Source organism: Lignipirellula cremea, assembly GCF_056501455.1.
The window spans coordinates 806,641-825,598 of the sequence record NZ_CM151415.1 but is presented as its reverse complement, the minus strand read 5'-3'; the positions used below and the strand labels follow the sequence as shown (position 1 = coordinate 825,598).

Here is an 18,958-nt window from a genome sequence, read left to right as displayed (position 1 = left end):
ACGACCGACAGCCGCCCGCAATTCGCAACGCGTCGTTCAAAAGAAAAGGTGGGTCAATGACCCACCCTACAAAGGAGGCAGGCGGGGCGCCTGCCCTACAAGAAGCACGGATGGGGCATGGACGGTTTTCACCCCCTGGTCGCCCGCTGGTTTACGGGGACCTTCGGCTCGCCTTCGCCCATTCAGCGGGAGGGCTGGTCCGCTATTCGCACCGGCGGGCATGCCTTGCTCGCTGCGCCGACCGGCTCGGGTAAAACGCTCGCGGCGTTCCTGGTCTGCATCGACGATCTGGTGCGGCGATGGGAGTCGCAGGATCTGTCGCCCGGGGTGCAGGCGCTCTACCTGTCGCCGCTGCGGGCGCTCTCCAACGACATTCAGAAAAACCTGGCCGCGCCGCTGGAAGGGGTCGCCGCGGAGTTCGAGAAAGAGGGACGCGAACCGCCTGCGATTCGCACCGCCGTCCGCACGGGAGATACGTCCCCCTCCGCGCGGCAGGCGATCATGCGGAAGCCGCCGCACATTCTGGTGACGACGCCCGAGTCGCTCTACCTGATGCTCACCTCGCCCAAAGCACGGGGCGTCCTCTCCAGCGTCCGGACGGTGATCGTCGACGAGATTCACGCCCTCGCCCGCGACAAACGCGGCTCGCACCTCACGCTCTCGATCGAACGGCTGGAGGCGCTGACGGGCCAGCCGATGCAGCGGATCGGCCTTTCCGCGACGCAGCGCCCCCTCTCGCGCATCGCGGAGTTTCTGGTGGGGGCTGAACCGATCTCCGTCGCCGGAACGGTCTCGGTCCCGTGTGCCATGGCTGGCTTGCCTGGCCGTGATTCCAGCCGGATGCTCACGACCGGCTGTGACCGTCAGGTTCCGGATTCAAGCCCGATCGGGACGCTGCCCGCAATCAGCACGGCTGGACAAGCCAGCCATAGCACACAGGTCGTAGCCGATCTGCCGACATGCGGCGAGGAATCTCCTTCCTATCAGGTCCGTCCCTGCCGCATCGTCGACCTGGGTCACTCCCGCGAGATGACGCTGGAGGTCGAGACGCCGATGGAAGAGCTCTCGGCGGTCTGCTCGGGCGATCAATGGGAACTCGTCTACGAACGGCTGTGCGAACTGATCCTGACCCACCGCAGCACGCTCGTCTTCGTCAACACGCGGAGGATGGCGGAGCGGATCGCGCATCATCTATCGGAGACGCTCGGCAAGGACTGCATCTGCAGCCACCACGGCTCGCTGTCGAAGGAGATGCGGCACGAAGCCGAAACGCGACTCAAGAACGGGGAACTCAAGGCGATCGTCGCGACGGCTTCGCTGGAACTCGGCATCGACGTCGGCTACGTCGATCTGGTCTGTCAGATCGGGTCGCCCCGCTCGATCGCCGTGCTGCTGCAACGCGTCGGACGCTCGGGCCACTCGCTGGGGCAGCGACCGCACGGCAAGCTCTTTCCGCTGACGCGCGACGAACTGATCGAGTGCATGGCGCTCGTTCGCGGGGCGAAGCGCGGCGCGCTGGACCGGATCGAAATTCCGCATCAGCCGATCGATATTCTGGCCCAGCAGATCGTCGCCATGACGGCGTCGGAGGACTGGGACGAGGACGCGCTGTACGACGTCGTCCGCCGGGCGTCCCCGTTTCGCGATCTCGACCGGGCGACGTTCGACAAGACGATGGAGATGCTGGAGACCGGCATCACCAAATCGAACAAACAGACGTCGTACGTCTATCGCGATCGCATCGGCGGAAGAGTCAAAGCCAAACCTGGCGCCCGGCTGAGAGCGCTGGTGAACGGCGGCGCCATCCCGGAGATGGCCGACTACCGCGTGCTGCTGGAAGACGAACAGACCGTCGTCGGCTCGATCGACGAACACTTCGCCGTCGACAGCCAGATCGGCTCGGTCTTTCTGCTGGGAAGCTCTTCCTGGCGGATCCTTCGCATGAAGGGGAGCGACGTCCTCGTCCGCGACGCCGAAGGCGCACCCCCCGACGTTCCGTTCTGGGAAGGCGAGGCGCCGGGGCGTACGTACGAACTGTCGGAAGAAATTTCGAGTCTGCGCGAGGATCTCGAACAGGCCCTGCTGCGTCACGGCGTCGATCCGGTCCGGACAGACGGTTCGGTCGAGGGCTATCGCTACGACGACGTTCGCGGCCAGTCCGATCGCGGAGCGGACGCGTTCGACCCCCGGCGTTACGGCCCGGTCTATCGCGAACTGGAACAGACGTGCGGCGTGTCGCGCAAGGCGGCTCGCTTCGCGCTGAAATATATCGCCGCGCAGCAGGCGGCCGTCGGCGTCGTTCCCTCGATGAAGAAGATCGTCTTCGAACGCTTCTTCGACGAGTCGGGCGGGATGCAACTGGTGATCCACGCGCCCTTCGGCATGCGGATCAATCGCGCGTGGGGACTCGCGCTGAGAAAGCGCTTCTGCCGGAGCTTCGACTTCGAACTGCAAGCCGCGGCGGACGAAAACGGGGTGCTGCTCTCGCTTTCGCCGCAGCACAGCTTCCCGGTCGAGAACCTGTTCAAGCTGGTCGACACGTCGAACTGCAAATACCTGCTCGAACAGGCGCTCCTCGCGGCGCCGATGTTCCAGGTTCGCTGGCGCTGGAACGCGACCCGAGCGCTCGGCATTGTTCGCCGGGAGAAGGGTCGCCGCGTGCCGCCCCACCTGCAACGCTACCGGGCGGAGGATCTGCTGGCCGCGGTCTTCCCGGAGCAGACCGGCTGCTTCGAAAATCATCACGGCGACCGCGAAATCCCCGATCATCTGCTGGTGCAGCAGACGATCCGCGACTGCCTGGTCGAGGCGATGGATATCGACCGCTGGACGGCATTGCTTGAGCGCATGGAATCGGGCGAGGTCGAACTGGTCGCGCGGGAGACGCGAGAGCCTTCGCCGTTCAGTCACAGCCTAATCAACGCGAATCCTTACTCGTTCCTCGATCCTGCCGATAAGGAACAGCGTCGCACGCGGGCGGTCTCGGTCCGCCGGACGCTCTCCGTCGAGGACTTCCGCGACCTCGCCCGGCTCGACCCCGCGGCGATCGAACTCGTGCGTCGCGAGGCGGAGGCTGACCCCGCTACCGCGGACGCCCTGCACGAGGCGCTGCTCGGCTGGATCGTCTGGCCGGAGCGTGCTGCCGCGCGGTGGCGAACGTCGTTCGATCGTCTGACGGAGCAGGGCAGGGCGACGCGAATCGTGCTGCCGGACGGCGACGCCTTCTGGCTCGCCGCGGAGAACCAGGACTTCGCGCAGTCGCTCTATCCCGACGGCGTGCTCTCGCCCGCGATCGAACTGCCTGAGCGTCTGAAGCGGGAGCCGCGCGAGGCGCACGAGTTGCGCGTGGAAGTGATTCGCGGACGCATGCCGCACGAGGGGCCGACGACCGCGGCCAGACTGGCCGAGGCCTATCGCTTCACGCCGTCGTCGGTCTTCGCGTCACTGGAAGCGCTGGAGAGCGAAGGGGTCGTGCTGCGAGGCGCTTACACGGAACGAGCTAACGAGTCGTCCAAGGAAGGCGCCGATCCGACCAGCGCCGTCGAGTGGTGCGATCGTCGACTGCTCGCTCGCATCCATCGGCTCACGCTGGAAGGGCTCCGTTCGCGGGTGCAGCCGGTCGAGCCGGACGATTTCCTGTGGTATCTCACGCGGCGGATGCATGTCGAGCCGGAGACCCAGGTTCGCGGCGAAGAGGGGCTGCGGCAGGTCTTGCAGCAGTTGCAGGGTTTCGAAATCGCCGCCGGAGCGTGGGAGCCCTGGCTGCTCGCGTCACGGGCGGAGGATTACCGGGCGGAGCGTCTCGACGCGATGTTCCTCGCCGGCGAACTGGTCTGGGGCAAGCTTCGGTGTCCGGCAAGTCTTTCGACCCCGCTCGAACCGGGCACGGCCGAGCCGCCGAAGTCGTTCACGCGGGCGATGCCGATCGCCATCTGCTTCCGGGAGTCGATCGCCGCGTGGCTGTCGCCCGAACTTCGGGGCGAGCGACCGGGCGGAGCCTGCCCGGCGGTCGAGATTCCCGCCGTCGCCTCGGCCGACGATCGGTCCGTCGCGGAAGCCGTGCGAGAGCGGGCCTTCGCGGCGCTCGAACGCTTCGGCGCCCTGTTCGCGCAGGAGATCGCTTCGCTCGTCGGCATGGCGCCTCCGGATCTGCGCGACCGACTGCGGGAACTGGTGGGGCAGGGGCGCATCACCGCCGATTCGTTCGAGTCCCTCCGTTCGCTGGTGGGCGAGAAATCGAAGGGTCGGAAGAAACGCTTCTGTTCGCGATCGTCGCCTGCCGGTCCCGCCGGTCGGTGGTCGGCCTTTCCGGGTCGGTTCCTGGCGACGGCGCCGCCGATTTCGGAGAACGACCGGCTGGAGCGCTGGTGCCGGCAACTGCTCGATCGCTACGGCGTCGTCTTCCGGGAACTGCTCGCCCGGGAAGCGGCGGCGCCCGCCTGGCGCGAACTGATTCCCGTCTTCCGCCGGCTGGAGATGCGGGGAGAGATCCGCGGCGGTCGATTCGTCCGCGGCGTTTCGGGCGAACAGTACGCGCTCGAAGGGATCGTCGAGGAATTGCGAGGCCTCCGCGAACGACGCTCGCCGAAGATCGGAACGCTCGATCGGGCCTGTCTGATCTCCGCGGCCGACCCGCTGAACCTGCTGGGCATCCTGCTGCCAGGAAATCGTCTGCCGTCGTCGGCGAGCAATCGCCTGCTGTTATTCGAGGGGCGCCTGATCGGTCGGAAAAAGGGAGACAAGATCGAACTTCGCAGTTCGCTTCCCGCCGAGCTGAAGGACCAGGCGGCCTACCTGCTGAAGTACGCCCGGCGAAAGCCCGTCGAACCGCCGCCGCTTCTTCCGCGACGCATCGCCCGCCCCGTTCCGCCCGCCGCAGGAGGACCGGGGTGGGACTTCTGGAAGGGCAGACGATAGCGGGGGACGAGTATCCGTCACCGCAATTCTCTAGGCGTATGGTCGAATGGCGCTTTTCTCTATCGGAATGCCGTGTTCGTTGTGTCGAGAACCGATTTGCGTCGGCGACGACATCATCGGCACGACGCACTTCATCACGGATAAAGCTGACCCGTTCTGTCGATACTCGGATACCGTCATGCATCGTCGGTGCTTCGATGCGTGGCCTATGCGAGAAGAGTTCGCGCGCCGATATCGCGAGCGTATGTGCTCCAAGCATCCAGACGATGACGATGACCACTATGCACGATTTCCGGGTCCGCCCGGGAACATAGTCCGAGAGCCTCCTCCTCCCCCGCCACCGCCTGAGCCGACGCATTTCTGTCCGGAATGCTCGAACGTTCTCACCTTCAGCACGCAAGGCGAGTGTTCCGCATGCGGTTGGCTCAGATTTCCAAGTGATCGCGCGAGGTGGGGCTCGGCGGGACCGTGTCCGCACTGCCGTTTCAGTTACCACTTCGACGGTGAAAACTGTTCGCACTGCGGTAAAGGGGCGTATCCTCGATAACCGCCGCGTTTACGCCTTGCCCGGGGCCTCTATAATCATCCGCTTTCCCTGACGGACGGTTTCGGCGCCGTCACGGAACCGGCGCAGGCGATCGCATCCCGCATCGAGGAAACTCCGTGAGCGTTCAGGCGGACAAGGTCGAGAAGGTCATCATCATCGGCAGCGGTCCCGCGGGCTGGTCGGCCGCGATCTACGCGGCCCGGGCCGAGCTTTCGCCGCTGGTCTTCGAAGGGGCGATCACCAACGAGAACGCCGTCAACGGCACGCTGCCGCTGGGGCAGCTCGCGCTGACGACCGAGGTGGAGAACTACGCCGGCTTCCCGTCGGGCGATCTGGCGCCGTTCCTCGATTCGGCGATCGACGATTCCGAACGGCGTTACATGGAACGTCACGACGGGAAGCACGCCGTGACGGGGCCGGAACTGATGCACCTGATGCGTCAGCAGGCCCGCAACTTCGGCACGCGGGTCGTCACCGACGACGTCGTCGAGGTCGATCTCTCCCAGCGACCGTTCACGGTCAAGACGCTGGAGGGGAACGTCCATCGCACGCACACGATCATTCTCGCGACGGGCGCCAAAGCGAATTACCTCGGCCTCGATTCCGAGGCGATGTACAAAAACCGCGGCGTCAGCGCCTGCGCCGTCTGCGACGGGGCGCTGCCGCGTTTCCGCAATCAGGAACTGGCGGTCGTCGGCGGCGGCGACAGCGCGGTGGAGGAGGCGACCTACCTGACGAAGTTCGCGTCGAAGGTCCACATGGTGGTCCGCCGCGACGCGCTGCGGGCCTCCAAGATCATGCAGGAGCGGGCGCTCTCGAATCCCAAGATCGAAATGGCCTGGAACACCGAGGTCGAAGAAGTCCTCGGCGACGATCACGAGGGCGTCTCCGCCGTGCGGCTGACGAGCACGAAGGGGGACGCTCCGAGGACGATCAAGGTATCCGGGCTTTTCCTCGCCATCGGCCATACGCCGAATACGGAATTCCTTCGCGGTCAGATCGAAACGAACGAGCACGGCTACGTTCGCTGGACGAAGCCCTTCCGCACGAATACCAGCGTCGAGGGCGTCTTCGCCGCGGGCGACGTGGCCGACGACTATTACAAGCAGGCGATCACCTCCGCCGGTACGGGCTGCATGGCGGCGCTCGACGCGGAACGCTGGCTCGGCGCGAGCGGCATTCACTGAGCGCGGCACTCGCTGAGAGCCGTCGGGTAACCCCAGGCTGGGGCACGAAGCAGTCTCGGACGGTCCTCCCGTCCGGGCTGCCGGTTTGACCCTCGCGCGGCGTTGGCCTATTCTGGGCGGCCGACTCGATCGAGCCCCTGACGGGCATTCTGCGCCGTCCGCTCTCGAGAGTCGCTCCCTCCCTCATCGCTTTCGCCGCCGCCTCTCCCCCGGCTGAAACCCTATGGCTACCGACGTCGCTCCCGAGGAAACGAGCGTTTCGCCCGAGCCGATCGCGAAGGTCAATCGCGATCGCGATTTTCTCGTCGATGCACAAAGCCGCGGGTTCTTTCCGACGCTCGGCGCCTACATGCGGCTCTCGGGGCCGGGTTGGCTGCAAAGCGCCATCACGCTGGGCGGCGGGTCGCTCGCGTCGGCGATGTATTTGGGCGTGCTGACCGGGCTGACCATGCTCTGGGTGCAGCCGTTCGCGATGATCCTGGGCGTCGTGATGCTGTCGGCGATCGCCTACGTCACCACCACGACGGGCAAGCGCCCGTTCGGTCTCATCAATCGCCGCGTGAATCCGGTGCTCGGGTGGAGCTGGGCCCTGGCGTCGCTCGCCGCGAGCATGGTCTGGTCCATGCCGCAGTACGCCCTCTCGACGGACGTGCTGGAGAAGAACCTGCTCCCGACCGAACTGATGACGAGCGTCGAGGCCTTCTGGGCAGGTATGCTGCCGGAATCGTTTCCGCTCGCCGCAGGCGCGGGCGGCGGCATGACCACCGCCACCCTGTGCGCGATCATCTTCGTCGCGTCGCTGACGGTCGCCTGGCTCTACGAGAGCGGCGGCTGGGGGATCAAGGTCTACGAGACGATCCTGAAGATCATGGTCATGAGCGTCGTCGTCTGCTTCGTCGGCGTCGTCATCGCGCTGCGAAACGAAATCGACTGGTCCGCCGTCGCGGGCGGCTTTCTGCCTGATCCGATGCAGATGCTGCGGCCTTCGCCGGCGTTCGACGACCTGCTTCAGGCCGTCGGATCGCAGGCGGGCGAAGCGAACGCGACCTACTGGCACGACTACATCGTCGATAAGCAGCGGGGCATCCTGATCTCGGCGGCGGCGACCGCCGTCGGCATCAACATGACCTTCTTCTTCCCCTACTCCATGCTGGCCAAGCGCTGGACCAAGGAGTTCCGCGGCCTGGCGATCTTCGACCTGGCGACCGGCATGGTGATTCCCTTCACGATCGCCATCTCCTGCGTCGTCATCGCGGCCTCGGCCCAGTTCCACCCCAAGCCGGGCGTCATCGAACTGCAGGAAGGCGAAGTCGTCGACTTCAAACTCGAAAAGCCTTACCGCGTCGATCTGCTGGCCCAGTCGAATCCCGCCGCCGCGGAGGCCTATCGCAAGCTTTCCGCCGACGAACAGAACGCGCGCGAAGCCGATCTGCCCGCGCTCTCTCCGGCGGAGCGGAAGCTGGCGCTTCACCTTAAGGATCGGAACGCCTTCGAACTTTCCGCGTCGCTGAAGCCGTTCGTGGGGGAGGACGTCGCGAACTACGCGTTCGGCCTGGGCGTGCTGGGCATGACGCTCTCGACGATCGTGATGCTGATGCTGATCTCCGGCTTCGTCGTCTGCGAAATGCTGGGGATTCCGCCGAAGGGCTGGCCCAACCGCATCGGATGCCTGGTGGCCGTGACCGGCGTGCTGGGTCCGTTCATCTGGAAGGACGCCGGCTTCTACGTCGCGATTCCGACGTCGGTCTTCGCGATGATCCTGCTGCCGATCGCGTACATTTCGTTCATGGCGCTGATGAACCAGAAGACGGTTCTCGGCGACGAGATGCCCCGCGGCGGAAAGCGGATCGTCTGGAACCTGCTCATGTTCGTCTCCACGGGCGTCGCTCTATCCGCAAGCCTGTGGAGTCTCTGGAATCAGTCGTTCAACGGCGTCAAGCTCGGCTGGTTGAGCGTGCCGATCGTCGGCGGGTTCCTGCTGCTCGTGCTGATCGTGCAGGTCATCCGCAAGAAGCCGCCCGAACCAGAAGCCGAGGCGCTGTAAGCGCCAGGCGGCAGACGCGTCAGAAAATCACCAGGAGGATCGAAATTGGCGGAGCCGATCAGCGTCGTCGCGGCCAGACAGTCGGCCGCGATCGGGAAGACCGTCGTCGTGAAGGGCTGGCTGAGGACCCGCCGGGATTCCAGGGCGGGCTTCAGCTTCCTGGAGATCAACGACGGCTCGTCGCTCGGCAACCTCCAGGCGCTCGCGCCGGCGGACCTGCCGAATTACGAATCCGTGGTCAAGCATCTGACCGGCGGATGCAGTCTGATCGTCGAAGGGACGATCCAGGCGTCGCAGGGGGGCGAGCAGGCGACCGAACTGGTCGCGTCGTCGGTGACGCTCGTGGGGGGCGCCGATCCCGAGAAGTACCCGCTGCAGAAGAAGCGGCACTCGTTCGAAAAGCTTCGCGAGTGGGCCCACCTGCGACCGCGAACCAACGCGCTCGGCGCCGTGGCGCGGGTGCGCAACTGCGTCAGTCGCAGCGTGCATGACTTCTTCCAGGAGGAAGGCTTCCTCTACGTCCACACGCCGATCATCACGTCGAGCGACGCCGAAGGGGCGGGCTCGATGTTCCGCGTGACGACCGTCGATCCGGCGAAGCCGCCAATGAAGGAGGGGAAGGTCGACTATTCGCGGGACTTCTTCGGCAGACCGACCTATCTGACCGTCAGCGGCCAACTGGAAGGGGAGATCTACGCCTGCGCCCTCGGGAAGATCTACACCTTCGGCCCGACGTTTCGCGCGGAGAATTCGAACACGTCGCGGCACCTGGCCGAGTTCTGGATGATCGAACCGGAGGCGGCGTTCTTCGATCTCGAAGACGACATGGACCTGGCCGAGCGGTTCGTGCAGCGGCTCTGCCGGGACGCGCTCGAACGGTGCGACGAGGACCTGCAGTTCTTCAACGAACGCGTGGATAACACGGTCCTCGAAACGCTGAAGTCGATGGTCTCCGGACCGTTCGTGAGGATGTCCTACACCGAGGCGATCGAGCGCCTGCAGAAGAGCGGCAAGTCGTTCGAGTACGCTCCCGAGTGGGGGAGCGACCTGCAATCGGAGCACGAACGGTACCTGGCCGAGGAGCTCTGCAAGCGGCCCGTCATCGTGCATGACTACCCGCGCGGCATCAAAGCCTTCTACATGCGACTGAACGAGGACGAACGAACCGTCCGGGCGATGGACGTGCTCGCTCCCCGCGTGGGCGAGATCATCGGCGGCAGCCAGCGCGAAGAGCGCCTCGACGTGCTGACGCAGCGGATGATCGAGAGCCACCTCGATCCCAAGGATTACTGGTGGTATCTGGAACTGCGCGAGTTCGGCAGCGTGCCGCACGCGGGCTTCGGCCTGGGCCTCGAACGGGCCGTGCAGTTCATCACCGGCATGACGAACATCCGCGACGTCATTCCGTTTCCGCGTACGCCGGGCAGCGCGGAGTTTTAGAGTCGTCCGTCGAGGAGTCGATGCGACGCTCAGCCCGCGTCGACTCGCCGCCGGAGTTCCTCGGCGTCGATGGCGAGGCCCGGATCCGCGAGCTGCGTTTCGCGCGAACCGGGCCCTACCGCGAAACGGCGACTGCCTGCGACGGCGCTTCGGCGGACGCGTCGGTCGCAGCGACGTCCGCCGCGGGCGCGTCTTCCCACAGCGCCTGCCGGCGGAGCAGGTTTCGGGCGCTGGGGTTTTCGAGATACGCGCTGAGCCAGTGCGTACGCCCGATCCAGTTGGTGACGTTCGCCTGATCGATCTGGGCGGAGCCGATGGCGGACCAGTTGGGCAGGCCGACGACGCCCAGTGCGTCGGCGCCGTTGTCGATGAAGCCGTAACGCTTCAGCGGCGGGTCGGCCTGATTGAACCAGACCGAGACCCGGTCGAGCCGCGAATAGATGCCCGAGTAGGCTCCCCCCGGGCAAAGCTTGGTCCGGTCCAGCGCGCCCGCGATCAGGATCGCCCGCTGCGGCGGAAGGGCTGCGACTGCCTGGGCAGGAGCGGCTTCGCCGGCCGGAACGACCGCGATCCGCTGCGGGTCGTACGACGCCGTCGCCGCGGCCACGATCCGGGCGCCGAAGCTGTAACCGACGAGCGATCGCACGCCGACGTGGGGAAGTTCGCTCAGCGCCTCGCGGAGCCAGGCGATCTCGACGAACGAGCGCTCGTCTTTCGCCAGGACGTCGTGAACGGGGCCGGCGACCTTATCGCTGGGCCAGGACCAGAAGATCAGACGCACGGCCGGACCGTCGCACGCGGTGAGCGAACCGTAGATCTGGCAGATCAGGCCGCCGACTTCGTTCGGTTCGACCCCGTTGCCGTGCACGAACAGGACGTCCGTCCGCTCGGGCGACGTCTCCGCCGCCAGGTCCGCGAACGACTGCGACCGCCAACTGCCGTCCGCATAGCGCGTCGCGGAAAGCGAGTTCGCCTGACCGACGGCGGGGCAGCCGTTCAGACACCGCGTGGAAACGATCCAGATCGAATCCTGCGGACGTACCTGAAACGCGTGCGAGTTCGACGGCGTGGCGAGACCGAGCGATCCGCACGCGATCAGAAGCGTCGCGAAGCCGAAGGACTTCAGCGAGACGCGGCGGGCGGCCAGGCAGGTGGAGGGGGTCGCGGCCATGCTGTCGATCGGGAGGAGAGTCAGGATGCGATGCGACTTCGACGTGCGCCGGGACGAATAGTTCGCCCGCCGCTCCGTCGGCATCGAAAAAAACGATCGCGTCGTCCCTGACGATCCTGCCGGTCGCGAGGCCGTTCGCCGCGCGCCGCGTCCCTCTATGGACACCTGAAGTGTAGCACGCAGTAAACGTCCTTCTCCGGAAGCGGGTCTGGACGTTGCCGAAAAAAAACGTGCGTGGCGTTTGCACCTCGTGAACGGCGATGTAGCGTTGCTCGGCTCGAAATTCGAAGCTCAGGGTCGAACCTCGCATCGGCGTCCGATCGAGGACCGGGGTCGCTTCGGCGATACCGATGCGACAGAGCTTGTACGCGATTCGCGTGGAGACGGAACGATGAGACGGTTGGCGTTGATGGCGGCGTTGATGGCGACGTGCTTCGCCACGACCGGATGCTTCCGGGACACGTTCCGGAACTGCAGCCTGTTTCGCGGCGACGAATGCGGCGGCGCACAGCCCGCTCGCGGCGGGCTGTGCGACTGGAACTGGTTCGGTACGCGGGATCGGTACCAGCCGGTCGTTAGCGGCTACGGCGCTTGCGACACGTGCGTCGGTTGCGTCGGCTGCGAGGGGGGCTATACGGCCTACTCGCCCGGCATGGAAGTGATGGACGGCGGCGTCTATTACGAAGGAATGGACGGCTCGTTCAGCGACGGTTCCTTCAGCGGCGGATCGATCATCTCGGAAGGCGAGATCATCGGCGGCTCGCAAGGCGGCACGATCGTTCTGCCCGGTCCGGCGAACTGAGTCGAACCTGCGTGACGCGGCTTCGCTCGTCGAAGCCGCGACCGCGGAGAGACGTTCCGCTCGCCTCCCGGGGCCGAGCGGAATACGATGAACGAAGCAGCGGAACGTCGGCGGTCGCCTCTGCGACCGCTCGTTTCGTTTCTGGACGCTTCGACCGACCAAGGCGCCTTTTGTCGTGAATCGCGAACCTTCTCCGCCTGCTCGACCGTTCGCCGCCGGCCCTTTCGCTGTTAACACGGGCGCTTCCCGTCGGCAGTTCCTCGGCGCCGGACTGGCTGCCGCGGCGGGACTCTCCTGGGCGAGCAGGACGTTCGCTCTGGCGGACGCCGCGATCGTTCGCGAGCAGAAGAGTCGCTGGAAGTTCGGCTTCGAAATCGCGGCCCAGGGGGGCGCGGTTCGAGGCGGCGTCGTGACCTTCCCGACGCCGATGGACTGGCCCGACCAGGTCGTCGAACTGATCGACGAGGACCGTTCGCCGGAGGTCCGCGGCTTCAAGGAAGAAACGCTCGCCGGCGGCGTTCGTCAGGCGACCGCCTCGATTCCGGCGATGAGCGGCGCCGAGACCGTGAAGTTGGTTTTGACCTACGAGGTGACGCACCGCTTCGTGCGTTACGGGCGCGGCGACGATCAGTGGTACCTGCCGACGGGCAAGGATCTCGACGCTTACCTCGGCCCCTCGCCGATGATCGAGACCGACGACCGCGAGATCCGCAAGATCGCCGAGGATCTGATCGATCTCGAACTGACGTCCTGGCAGCAGGTCGAGAAGACCTACGACTGGGTGCAGGCGAACGTCGAGTACAAGTTCGACCCGAATCTGAAGGGGGCGAAGGAGGCGCTGAAGAGCAAGGTCGGCGACTGCGAAGAACTGACCAGCCTGTTCATCGCCCTGTGCCGGAACCAGGGCGTGCCCGCGCGATCGGTCTGGGTGCCGGGACACTGCTATCCCGAGTTTTGTCTCGAGGACGCGCAGGGCGAGCGTCGCTGGATTCCCTGCCAGTCCGCAGGGGCGCGGCAGTTCGGCGCGATCGACGATGCGCGTCCGATCCTGCAGCGCGGCGATTCGTTTCTGCCTGCCGGCGCCAAGAAACCGATTCGCTACGTCGCCGGATCGTATGCGGCAACCGACGCTCCGGTTCCGCCCAGGATTACGTTCCTGACCGAAACGGTCAGTTGAGCCGAATCTGAAGCGGCGCGGCGATCGAGCTCGCGATAGCCGTCGCGAAGGTTCTCGCGACGCTCGATGCGCTATAATGCCGGGCTTACGCTTCGAAGCCGCTGAACCTCCCGCCTCCTCGGAAGGAATCGCATGACTCGGCCCCCACGCATTCTCTCGCGAATTCTCTCAAGGCGCGCCATGGCGCTGACGCTCGCCGCCGCGGCGACCGCGACGGGCGTCGTCTACGCCTGGCAGCGCGAATACAAGAGCGGGATCATCTGGCCCGAACCGCCGGTCGTCGATCCGGGCGGACCGGATGCCCCTCCGAGCGACGCGATCGTGCTCTTCGACGGCGGCGACATGTCGGAGTGGAAGGACGGCGACAACTGGATCGTCGAAGACGGCGTCGCGACCTCCGCCAAGACGGGCGTCACCTCGAAGCGCGAGTTCGGCGACTGTCAGGTCCACCTCGAATTCGCTTCGCCTTCCGAAGTGAAGGGGGAAGGGCAGGGCCGCGGCAACTCCGGCCTGTACCTGATGGGACGGTACGAGGTGCAGATCCTCGACTCGTACGACAACGAAACCTACTTCGACGGTCAGGCCGCGTCCGTCTACAAGCAATCCCCGCCGATCGTCAACGCCTCCCGTCCGCCCGGCGAATGGCAGTCGCTGGACGTGATCTTCAAGGCGCCCCAGTTCAGCGCGGGGGGCGAGCTGGTCGCCCCGGCGTACGTGACCGTCCTGCACAACGGGCTGGTCGTTCAGAATCACTTCGAACTTCAGGGCGGAACGTCCTACATCGCCGCGCCGAAGTACGAATCGCATCCGGAGAAGGCGCCGCTGCACCTGCAGTTCCACGGCAACCCGGTGCGGTTCCGCAACATCTGGGTCCGCGAGAACGTCCAGCCGCTCGTCGGTCTGGATCCGGCGAAACACATCGACGATCCGAAGATCGAAGCCGCCGTTCCGCCGGAAACCGTTCCGGAAGTCCCGCCGGCGATTCCGCCCGAGAAGGACGAGTAAGCGAGCGCCGAACCCCAAGGCGCCAGGCGCAACGCGAAAGGGCCGGTCTCAGGACCGGCCCTTTTTTCGTGCTTTCAGTCCAGGCCGTTCCGCACCGCCCAGATCGCGGCCTGGGTGCGGTCGTCCGCCGGCAACTTCCGCAGGATGTGCTGCACGTGTTCCTTGACGGTTTCGTAGCTGATCGTCAATTGATCGGCGATCTGGCGGTTGGTCATGCCGCGCGTGAGCAGTTCCAGCGCTTCGCGCTCGCGGGACGTCAGCACGCTCAGCCGATGCGTCGCCAGCGACGGCTCCGGCTCGTTCGACAGATCGCGCTTGCGCCACGCCGACTTGCCCAGGCGAACCCGGTTGAGCGTCCTCAGAAGGTCCTCCTCCTCGACCCCTTTCGACACGGTCGCCGCCGCGCCGACGCGCTGCGCCTTCGCCTTGAGCGCGGGGCTCAGGTCGCCGGTCAGAAAAATGAAGCGTCCGCGAAACCCGTCGGACTTCAGACGCTCGAACAGATCGAACCCGCTCATGCCGAACGGCTCGACCTCGGAAACGACCATTTCGGCAGGCGAATCTCGCAAGGCCTCCAGGGCTTCGCGACCGTCGGAGGAAGCGCCTACGAGCCGGAATTCGGCGCCCTGCAATGCCTGCGCGAAGCCTTCTCGCCAGATGGGATAGGGGTCGACGTGAAACAGCGTGGCGGAGCCTTTGGAATCTACGCTCATCATGACGTCGGAGCTCGTTCAAGAGGGATACGCCAGTGAGGGTACGCATATGACGTGCCCTTATGCGACGTTTTCCGCGTCCCCAGCAATCGCCCGGCGGGCATTCGCCTGCCGGGTCCCCTCTCGCGCCTGGGCCGCGCGGGCTAGGATGATACGCATGCCGAGGCGGTTCGAGCCTCGCAGTCCCGGAATCGAAACCAGACGGCGATGGCGCGCGGCCGAATCGGACCCTTCCTCCTCGAAGAATCGCTCGGCAGCGGCGGGCGGGGGCGCGTCTACCGCGCGATTCACGAAGAACAACGAAAGGTCGTCGCGCTCAAGCGGATCCCCATTCCGCTGCTGAACGGGAATCCGGAGGCCCAGCGTCGCCTGCTCGAAGACTTCGAGCTGCTCAAAAAGCTGGACCATCCCGCGCTCGCGAAGTCGTTCGGCGGCTTCCTGCAACCGCAGGAGGCCTGCTACGCCTACGAACAGGTGCGAGGCGAAAGCGTCGCGGAGACGCTCGATCGCCGCGGTCGCTTGAGCTGGGAGCAGAGCTGGGACCTGCTCGAACCGATGATCGAGCTGCTGGCGTACCTGCATGCGCGGGACGCTTACGTCGGCGCCTTCTTTCCCGACCGAGTGTTGTTCGACCCGCTCGGCTCGCCGCGGCTCGTTTCTCTCACGGGACTGTGGGATCGCGACCGACGTCCGAAGGGCCATCCAGAACGGGGCTACATCGCGCCGGAGATTCGGAACGAAGACGCTCCGCAGGTGAAGTCCGACCTCTGGTCGCTCGGCGCGCTCGCCTACGCCTGCGTCACGGGAGGGCCTCCCCCCGAGACGGAAGGGCTGGCGTTCGAACCGCCGTCGATGATGACCGTCGCGACGGACTGTCCCTACTGGTTCGATCGGATCGTGCTGCAGTTGCTCTCGCCCGATCCGGCGGCCCGACCCTTCAACGCCGGCGCCGTGCAGCTCGCGCTGAAAGAGGGCCGCAAAGCCCTTGGGCAACGCGTCGGCGTCGCAGAGCACGCAGCGCGCGGATTCAGTCCTCTTCAGATCGCTCCCGACCTGAAGAGCGAGGCGCTCGAACGGCTCGACCGGAAACCCGAAGAGGAGAATCCTCACGCTCCCGAGTTCGACGTCGGCCAGGCATTTCCGATCCTCGCCATCGGCGGCATGACGGTCCTGCTGATCGCTCTAGTCGGGGTCATCGTCTGGATGCTGATTCCGAAACCCGACGCCCGTCGGCTGGACGACACCGCCGCGATGGTCGCCTCCGGTCAGGGCGGCGAAATGCGCAGCGCGCAGGACATCCTGCGACCTATGCTCCGCCGGCATCCGGACGACGAACTGACTCCCGAGATCCGGGAGCAGCTCGACGCGACCGAGATGTACCTCTCCGAAGAAGCGCTCCGCATCCGCATGGAGTACGGTCGACCCTTCAAGACCGAGGCCGAACGTCTCTACGCGAAGGGGCGGGAGGCGGAACAGCTCGGCGACCGGGTCGGCGCGATCGAACAGTACCGATCGCTGGTCAAGGCGCTCGATCCGGAGTCGGACGATCGCGTCTGGTACAAGCTGGCGGAGCGGGATGCGCTCCGTCTGGAACGGGAAGGGGCCACGACCGAGCAGTCGGAATTCGTGCAGTCGCGGCTCGACGAGGCGGAGGAGCACGTCGAGGCGGGGCGGATTGCCGAGGCCCGCAAGCTCTGGCAAAGTATCGTTTCGCTCTATCGCGACGACGAGCATCTGCTCCCCCTGGTGCAGGTCGCCGAGCAGAACCTCCGCGTGACGGAAGACGTTCCGCAGGAGTAGCGGTCCGTCCTCGGATGCTCAGCGTTCGCCGCGTTGGCCGTCTTCCCCCTTCTCCGCATTCCCGCCCATGACGACCTCGTTCCGCACGCTCGCGATCGCGAGCCTCTGCCTCGCGGCTGCGGTCCTGCCGCTCGCGCTTTCGCCTCTCGCGGCACAGGAATTCGCGAAGATCGAACGCGTCCTTCCGCCGAAGGGAGAGCCCCTATCGCGATCCGATCGGCAGGCGCTGGAGAAGGACTTGGAGTTCCTGGAGAAGCGGCTCGCGACGATCGCCGACCACGAACGAGAGGCCGACGTCGCGGCGCTGATCAAGGCCGTCCGCTTCGCGATCGAGTTCGACGAGTTCTACGGCAAGGGAGACGTCGACAAGGCGAAGAAGCTGCTCGCCGTCGCGAAGGAACGTCTGGTCGCGCTCCAGAAGAACCAGACTCCGTGGATGAAGGAATCGGGGACCGGCGTCTTCGCGTATCGGTCGAGCGTCGACGATTCGCCCCAGCCCTACGGCGTCGAGATTCCGGACGATCTGCCCGAGTCCGGCATCCCGCTGTACGTCTTCCTGCATGGCCGCGGCGACAAGGAGACCGACCTGCACTTCATCGCGAACCGGCTCGCGAAGAAAGGACAGATTCAGCCGCCCGGCGCGATCGTGATGCATCCCTTCGGAAGGCAGTGCATCGGCTTCAAATCGGCGGGCGAGATCGACGTCCTGGAAGCGGTCGACGATCTCTGCGAGCGCTTTCCGATCGACCGCAGCAAGATCGTGCTGATGGGCTTCTCCATGGGAGGCGCCGGAGTCTGGCATATCGCCGCGCACTATCCGAATCATTGGGTCGCGGCGAGCCCCGGCGCCGGCTTCGCCGAGACGGCACGCTATCAGAACCTGACGCCCGAGAAGTATCCGCCCCTGTACGAACAGCGGCTGTGGGGCGCGTACGACGTGCCGGGCTACGTTCGCAATCTGTTCGGCCTGCCGGTCTACGCTTACAGCGGCGAGAACGACAAACAGATCCAGGCCGCCCGCGTGATGGAAGAAGCGTTCAAGGCGGAAGGCGAGGAACTGACGCACCTCATCGGGCCCGGCGTCGAGCACAAGTACGAACCGGCGACGCTGGCGGAGCTGCTGAAGCGTCTCGGAGAGACGGCCAGCGGCGGCAAGGATCCGGCGCCGAAGCACGCGGAGCTTCAGACCCGGACGCTGCGCTACCCTTCGTCGGGATGGCTCACGGCGACGGCTCTTGAAGAGCATTGGAAGGACAGCCGCATCTCGGCAGCGCTCACTTCCGAAGGCGTCAACGTCACTACCGAGAACGTGAATGCCTTTCGGATCGAGCGAGACTCGCCGATTCAGGAAAATGCGAATCTGGCAGCGGTGATCGACGGACAGAAGGTCGATCTGCGTCGTCGCGGTCGCGGAGATGCACCGCACGGCGTCTTCGTCAAACGCGACGGCGCATGGCATGAAGCGGCGGAAGCCTGGGTCGGCGGACCGATGATGGAGATTCCAATCGAAAAGAAGCCCGGCCTTCAAGGTCCCATCGACGACGCCTTCCTGTCGCGATTCATCGTCGTGCTGCCGGAAGGGAAGTCGTCGAACGAGACGCTGCAGAAGTGGGTCGACTTCGAACTGGCACATTTCCTCGATCGCTGGAAGGCGACGTTCCGCGGCGAGCCGATCGTCGTGAAGGGGAACGAACTGACGCCCGAGCAGATGAAGTCCGCGAACCTGATGCTGTGGGGCGATCCTGAAAGTTCTCGCGCGATCGCGAAGGTCGTCGAGAAGCTGCCGATCGAATGGAACGCCTCGACGATCGCGATCGGCGATTCGAAGTTCGACGCGGCGACTCACGCCCCGGCGCTGATCTACCCGAACCCCTTCGCGCCGGATCGCTACGTCGTCATCAACAGCGGCCCCACGTTCCGCGAGCAGCATGACAAGACGAACTCGCAGCAGAACCCGAAGCTGCCCGACTGGACCATCTTCGACCTGACGACTCCGCCCAGCGGCACGGCTGCCGGCAAGGTCGTCGCCGCCGACTTCTTCGACGAGTTCTGGCAGCCCAAGCCCGGCCCGCCGCTGTCGGCACAGAAGTAAGAGCGCCAGCTTCCTCTCCTGTAGGGCTGGCGCCCTCGCCTGCCATCGATGCGAGTACCAGGT

The 18,958-nt window shown here is 65.7% G+C and carries 11 protein-coding genes; 9 read left to right on the top strand and 2 right to left on the bottom strand.

What is annotated here, in order from left to right:
- Window positions 1–117 precede the first annotated feature (117 nt).
- The 4 genes from SH602x_RS03240 to asnS all read left to right on the top strand — a co-directional run bounded on the left by SH602x_RS03240 (window position 118) and on the right by asnS (window position 10,135).
- Window positions 118–4,917 (top strand): DEAD/DEAH box helicase, encoded by a 4,800-nt coding sequence (locus SH602x_RS03240; protein WP_479475439.1) that lies wholly within the window; start codon window positions 118–120, stop codon window positions 4,915–4,917.
- A 663-nt stretch (window positions 4,918–5,580) separates the two neighbouring features.
- On the top strand, window positions 5,581–6,651 hold the full coding sequence (locus tag SH602x_RS03235) for an NAD(P)/FAD-dependent oxidoreductase (RefSeq protein WP_479475438.1): 1,071 nt from the start codon (window positions 5,581–5,583) through the stop codon (window positions 6,649–6,651).
- A gap of 223 nt (window positions 6,652–6,874) precedes the next feature.
- Entirely contained in the window at window positions 6,875–8,695 is a 1,821-nt protein-coding gene (locus SH602x_RS03230) for a divalent metal cation transporter (protein ID WP_479475437.1), read from the top strand.
- Window positions 8,696–8,740: 45 nt separating this feature from the next.
- Window positions 8,741–10,135 (top strand): asparagine--tRNA ligase, encoded by a 1,395-nt coding sequence (gene asnS, locus SH602x_RS03225; RefSeq protein ID WP_479475436.1) that lies wholly within the window; start codon window positions 8,741–8,743, stop codon window positions 10,133–10,135.
- Between the two features lie 115 nt (window positions 10,136–10,250).
- Here the strand turns inward: asnS and SH602x_RS03220 are convergent, their stop codons facing one another.
- Complete coding sequence (locus tag SH602x_RS03220) at window positions 10,251–11,306, bottom strand: hypothetical protein (protein WP_479475435.1); 1,056 nt, start codon at window positions 11,304–11,306, stop codon at window positions 10,251–10,253.
- 391 nt (window positions 11,307–11,697) lie between these two features.
- Here SH602x_RS03220 and SH602x_RS03215 point away from each other — a divergent pair, with 391 nt between their 5' ends.
- The 3 genes from SH602x_RS03215 to SH602x_RS03205 all read left to right on the top strand — a co-directional run bounded on the left by SH602x_RS03215 (window position 11,698) and on the right by SH602x_RS03205 (window position 14,290).
- Window positions 11,698–12,108 (top strand): hypothetical protein, encoded by a 411-nt coding sequence (locus SH602x_RS03215; RefSeq protein ID WP_479475434.1) that lies wholly within the window; start codon window positions 11,698–11,700, stop codon window positions 12,106–12,108.
- Window positions 12,109–12,283: 175 nt separating this feature from the next.
- The gene (locus SH602x_RS03210) at window positions 12,284–13,285 is read left to right on the top strand and encodes a transglutaminase-like domain-containing protein (protein WP_479475433.1); all 1,002 of its coding nucleotides are present in this window, start codon (window positions 12,284–12,286) and stop codon (window positions 13,283–13,285) included.
- Between the two features lie 180 nt (window positions 13,286–13,465).
- Entirely contained in the window at window positions 13,466–14,290 is an 825-nt protein-coding gene (locus SH602x_RS03205) for a 3-keto-disaccharide hydrolase (protein WP_479475432.1), read from the top strand.
- 74 nt (window positions 14,291–14,364) lie between these two features.
- Here the strand turns inward: SH602x_RS03205 and SH602x_RS03200 are convergent, their stop codons facing one another.
- Window positions 14,365–15,006 (bottom strand): LuxR C-terminal-related transcriptional regulator, encoded by a 642-nt coding sequence (locus tag SH602x_RS03200; protein WP_479475431.1) that lies wholly within the window; start codon window positions 15,004–15,006, stop codon window positions 14,365–14,367.
- Window positions 15,007–15,210: 204 nt separating this feature from the next.
- Here SH602x_RS03200 and SH602x_RS03195 point away from each other — a divergent pair, with 204 nt between their 5' ends.
- Together SH602x_RS03195 and SH602x_RS03190 are read left to right on the top strand one after the other, a co-directional pair.
- Complete coding sequence (locus tag SH602x_RS03195) at window positions 15,211–16,803, top strand: serine/threonine protein kinase (protein WP_479475430.1); 1,593 nt, start codon at window positions 15,211–15,213, stop codon at window positions 16,801–16,803.
- A gap of 67 nt (window positions 16,804–16,870) precedes the next feature.
- The gene (locus tag SH602x_RS03190) at window positions 16,871–18,895 is read left to right on the top strand and encodes a prolyl oligopeptidase family serine peptidase (RefSeq protein WP_479475429.1); all 2,025 of its coding nucleotides are present in this window, start codon (window positions 16,871–16,873) and stop codon (window positions 18,893–18,895) included.
- Window positions 18,896–18,958 lie beyond the last annotated feature (63 nt).